The organism is Saccharothrix sp. ST-888 (genome assembly GCF_000955975.1).
GTDB lineage: Bacteria > Actinomycetota > Actinomycetes > Streptomycetales > Streptomycetaceae > Kitasatospora.
The window spans coordinates 1-3781 of sequence record NZ_JYJF01000220.1 but is presented as its reverse complement, the minus strand read 5'-3'; the positions used below and the strand labels follow the sequence as shown (position 1 = coordinate 3781).

The 3781-nt window shown below is 70.5% G+C and carries 5 protein-coding genes; 3 read left to right on the top strand and 2 right to left on the bottom strand.

Features of this window, described 5'->3' with window-relative positions; translation table 11 throughout:
- Window positions 1-154 (top strand): adenosylhomocysteinase (locus tag UK12_RS38735; protein ID WP_197085353.1); only part of this gene is annotated, 154 nt, incomplete at its 5' end.
- Window positions 155-284: 130 nt separating this feature from the next.
- Window positions 285-920, top strand: coding sequence for a hypothetical protein (locus UK12_RS32095; RefSeq protein ID WP_045306738.1), 636 nt, complete (start codon window positions 285-287; stop codon window positions 918-920).
- A 43-nt stretch (window positions 921-963) separates the two neighbouring features.
- Here UK12_RS32095 and UK12_RS32090 read toward each other — a convergent pair whose 3' ends face one another.
- Window positions 964-1947, bottom strand: a complete 984-nt coding sequence (locus UK12_RS32090; protein WP_045306737.1) for an RDD family protein — start codon at window positions 1945-1947, stop codon at window positions 964-966.
- Window positions 1948-2292: 345 nt separating this feature from the next.
- Here UK12_RS32090 and UK12_RS32085 point away from each other — a divergent pair, with 345 nt between their 5' ends.
- Entirely contained in the window at window positions 2293-3297 is a 1005-nt protein-coding gene (locus UK12_RS32085) for a stage II sporulation protein M (RefSeq protein ID WP_045306736.1), read from the top strand.
- Window positions 3298-3570: 273 nt separating this feature from the next.
- On the opposite strand, the gene UK12_RS43815 is transcribed toward UK12_RS32085, so the two are convergent.
- Window positions 3571-3781: hypothetical protein (locus UK12_RS43815; RefSeq protein ID WP_231591477.1), on the bottom strand; the 211-nt coding region annotated here is incomplete at its 5' end.

The window sequence follows — 3781 nt, the reverse complement described above, 5'->3', positions numbered from 1 at the left end:
GGTGTACGTGCTGCCCAAGCACCTGGACGAGAAGGTGGCCCGCCTGCACCTGGACGCGCTGGGCGTCAGGCTCACCACGCTGACCAAGGACCAGGCCGACTACATCGGCGTCCCGGTCGAGGGCCCCTACAAGGCCGAGCAGTACCGCTACTGATCCGCGCCTGATCCGGTGGCGATCCGGCCTCGGCCGGAGGACCTCCCCGTACGGCCGGTGCACCCCCTCGGTGCACCGGCCGTACGGCTCTGCGCGGGTGCCCCGGCCCGGCCCACGTAGGCTTCGGTCCATGCCCAACGGCCGTTACTCGCTGCACGACACACACGACCACGTCCTGCTGGGCGAGGAACGCTTCAGCTGCGCCCCCGGACCGGCCGGCTGGCGCTACGTGTCCAAGACGTACGGCCCTGACGGCGCCGTCATCGCCACCACCGACCTCACCCTCGACTCCCGCAGCCGCCCGCTCCGGCTCGAACTGCGGTCCGGCGGCTGGCAGGTACGGGGCGGAGCGGTGGACGGCGTCGCCTGGGTACGGGCGGACGCCGCCGACCCGGCGGGCGAACAGGCCCTGGAGGGCCACGACCGCGCCCACGCCTTCACCGGCAGCTCCCCGGCCTTCCTGGTCGCCACGGCCCGGCTGCTCCACCTCGATCCCGGCGCGAGCGCGCGGGTGCGGCTGGTGGCCTTCAGCGAACCCGTGCTCGCCCCGCGGACCCTGGACCAGGGCTGGCTGCTGGAGTCCGTCGAGACCCACCAGACCGACAGCGGGCCCCTGTTGGTGGAGCAGTACCAGGTCGCCGACCTGGAGACCGGCGAGCAGCAGATCGTGCACCTCGCCGGGGACGTCGTCCTCTCGGCGGCCGGGATCGAGCTGGAGGAACTGGAGTCCCCGCCGAATCCCCGGCCCACCGAGCGCTTCGGCTGAGCGGGCGCAGGCTCGGAGTTCGCAGCGAGTTCGCAGGGAGCCCTCAGGCGGGCGGTGCGAACCCGCCTGCTGTCTGCGGGGGTTGGGGTGGCTGCTGCGGCTGCGGCTGCGGCTGCGGCTGCGGCTGCGTCGGCTGGGCGGGTGCGGGCGTCTGGGCCTGTTGCGGCGCTGGCTGGTACGGCTGAGGCGGCTGAGCTGCCTGGTACGGCTGGTGTCCTAGGTAGGGCCCTTGCGGGTGCGGCTGCTGCGCCGCGATCCCGTACGTACCGGCTGCGCGGGCCCACTCGCGGCGCTGCCGCTCCGCCAGCACCGCTCCGAGGTACGCGGCCGGATGCACCCCGTACGGTGCCGCGCGTCCGGTGTGCGAGACCAGGTCCCCGACCAGCCGCTGCGCCATGCCCAGCGCCACCGCCGGGTCGAGCTGGTCCAGCCGCGTGAGGTACTGCCGGACGGCCAGCCACAGACCGTCCGGTACCGCCGAGAGGTCCAGCGCGACCAGTTCGCCGCCCAGCGCCTGCATCAGCTGCGGCGGCAGCGCGGGCAGCGCCTCGCGTCCCCGCCCGGCGCCCGGCACCCGCTCACGGACGACCAGGCTCCCCGAGAAGATGTCGCCGAGCCGCCGTCCCTGCGAGTCGACCAGCGAGGTGATCACCGCAGGGACACCCGAGAAGAAGATGATCTCGAAGAACGCCACCAGCCCGCGCACCAGCGAGTGCCGGAACCGCACGGGCCCGCCGTCGCTGCGCACCACGCGCAGACCGAGGGCGAGCTTGCCCAACGACCGCCCGCGCGACAGCGTCTCGATCAGAATGGGCAGCGCGACCAGGAAGAACACCACCAGCCCGAGCGAGATCGCCGCCCCGGCCGCCGAGTCGAGGTCGGGGGTCAGGGTGCCCACCGTGATCAGGGTGACGATGAGCGCGACCACCTCCACGAGCAGGTCCAGCGCGATCGCCAGTGCCCGGCTCGGCAGCTTCGCCGCCCGCAGCCCGAGGACGACCGCCTCGCCCGTCACAAGGTTGCTCACAACACCCCGCCCGTTCCCTCTTCGACCCTGATCCGCTCTGATCCCCTCAGATCCGCGAGTCGGCCGCGTGCCGCGTGCTCTGCACGTACCCGGCCGTCCGGCGCCCCCGCGATCTCCAGCCGCAAACATACGGTGGCGCGCAGGGCCCCGGAAGACCGGACCCGCACCGGGCGGGGATCCGATGCCTGCGGTCGCACGCCCTCTGGCAAGCTAGCCCCCGCAGGGCGGCTGCCCGGGCAGCTGTTCCCGCCCCGCGTTCCTGCCCCGTGTTCCTGTTCCGCCTGTGTTTCCGCCCGTCGCGTACCCCGCTCTCCACCTCCCACCCCGCACCCTGGAGTGAGCCGCATGGACCTGGACGTCTTCGTCGCTTCCCACCAGGCGGAGTGGCACCGTCTCGAGGTCCTGAGCAAGCGGCGCAGACTCAGCGGAGAGGAAGCCGACGAACTCGTCACCCTCTACCAGCGGGCCACCAGCCACCTCGCCCAGGTTCAGGCCGCCGCACCCGATCCGACCCTGGAAGGCCGGCTCACCACCCTGGTCGCCCGGGGCCGCAGCGCGGTGACCGGCAGCCGCAATCCGTCCTGGCGCGACGCCGCCCGCTACTTCGCGGTGAGCTTCCCGGCGGCTCTCTACCGGTCGCGGCGCTGGTGGCTCCCGGTCGCGGTGATCTCCCTGCTGGCCTCGGCCCTCATAGGCTGGTGGGTCGCCGTGCACCCCGAGGTCCGCGACAGCCTCGCCGCCCCCGACCAGATCCGTGCCATGACCAGGCCCGGCGGCCAGTACGAGACCTACTACTCGGACCGCCCCGCCACCTCCTTCGCCTTCCAGGTCTGGACGAACAACGCCTGGATCGCCGCCACCTGCCTGGTCTTCGGAGTCGCGCTGGGCATCCCCGTGCTGTGGGTGCTCTTCGGCAACGTCATGAACCTCGGCGTGGCCCTCGGCCTGATGGCCTCCGCCGGCCGCCTGGACTTCTTCCTCGGTCTGCTGCTCCCGCATGGTCTGCTCGAACTGACTGCGGTCTTCGTGGCTGCCGGAATGGGCCTTCGCCTCGGCTGGACCGTCATCGATCCGGGCCCCCGCCCCCGCTCCACCGCCCTCGCCGAGGAGGGCCGCGCCACCGTCGGGATGGCCCTGGGGCTGGCAGCCGTCCTGTTCGCCAGCGGCATCCTGGAAGCCTTCGTCACGCCGTCCGGCCTTCCCACCTGGGCCCGGATCGGCATCGGCGTCGTGGCAGAGGTGCTCTTCCTCCTCTATGCGCTGGTACTCGGTCGCCGCAGCGCGGCCCTCGGCGAGCTCGGCGATGTCGAGGAGTCCGACCGGGCGGATCTGAATCCGGTGGCGGCCTGACCGCTGATGTGCCGGTAACCCCTCTGACCTGCTAGTCTCATGATCACCCCGGTGAACCATTGACGTGGTCTTGGCGGGCTAGTAGGTTTGAACGGTTGAGACGGGCTGGACAAAGGCTCGCATCAAGCGCTAGTGTCTACGACACAGCCAAGTCGAGGCAGTGCACCGTCCACGGACGGAGCGCCCGGCCAGGCAAAAACCTCTGAGACTTAGCAGTCCGAAGCCTTTGATAGGCTTCACCGCGAAGTTGAAGGAAATCCCCCCAGTGGGAATTCAGAGAATAGAAACTCCGGGAAAACGGAGCGGAAAACATCTGATAAGCTGGAAACACGAAAGAACGAAGCGCCCGGAGGGCCCGCTGGAAGGCGGCCTGAAGGAAGCGTCTGTTCCTTGAGAACTCAACAGCGTGCCAAAAGTCAACGCCAGATATGTTGACATCCCCGGCGAGGCCGTCATGGTCTTGTTGGAGATTCCTTTTGAAGTA

What these genes read in the sequence shown, in the direction of transcription:
- UK12_RS32085 (WP_045306736.1), top strand. Translation starts at nt 2,293, where the DNA reads ATGGACCTGGACGTCTTCGTCGCTTCCCACCAGGCGGAGTGGCACCGT.
- UK12_RS32095 (WP_045306738.1), top strand. Translation starts at nt 285, where the DNA reads ATGCCCAACGGCCGTTACTCGCTGCACGACACACACGACCACGTCCTG.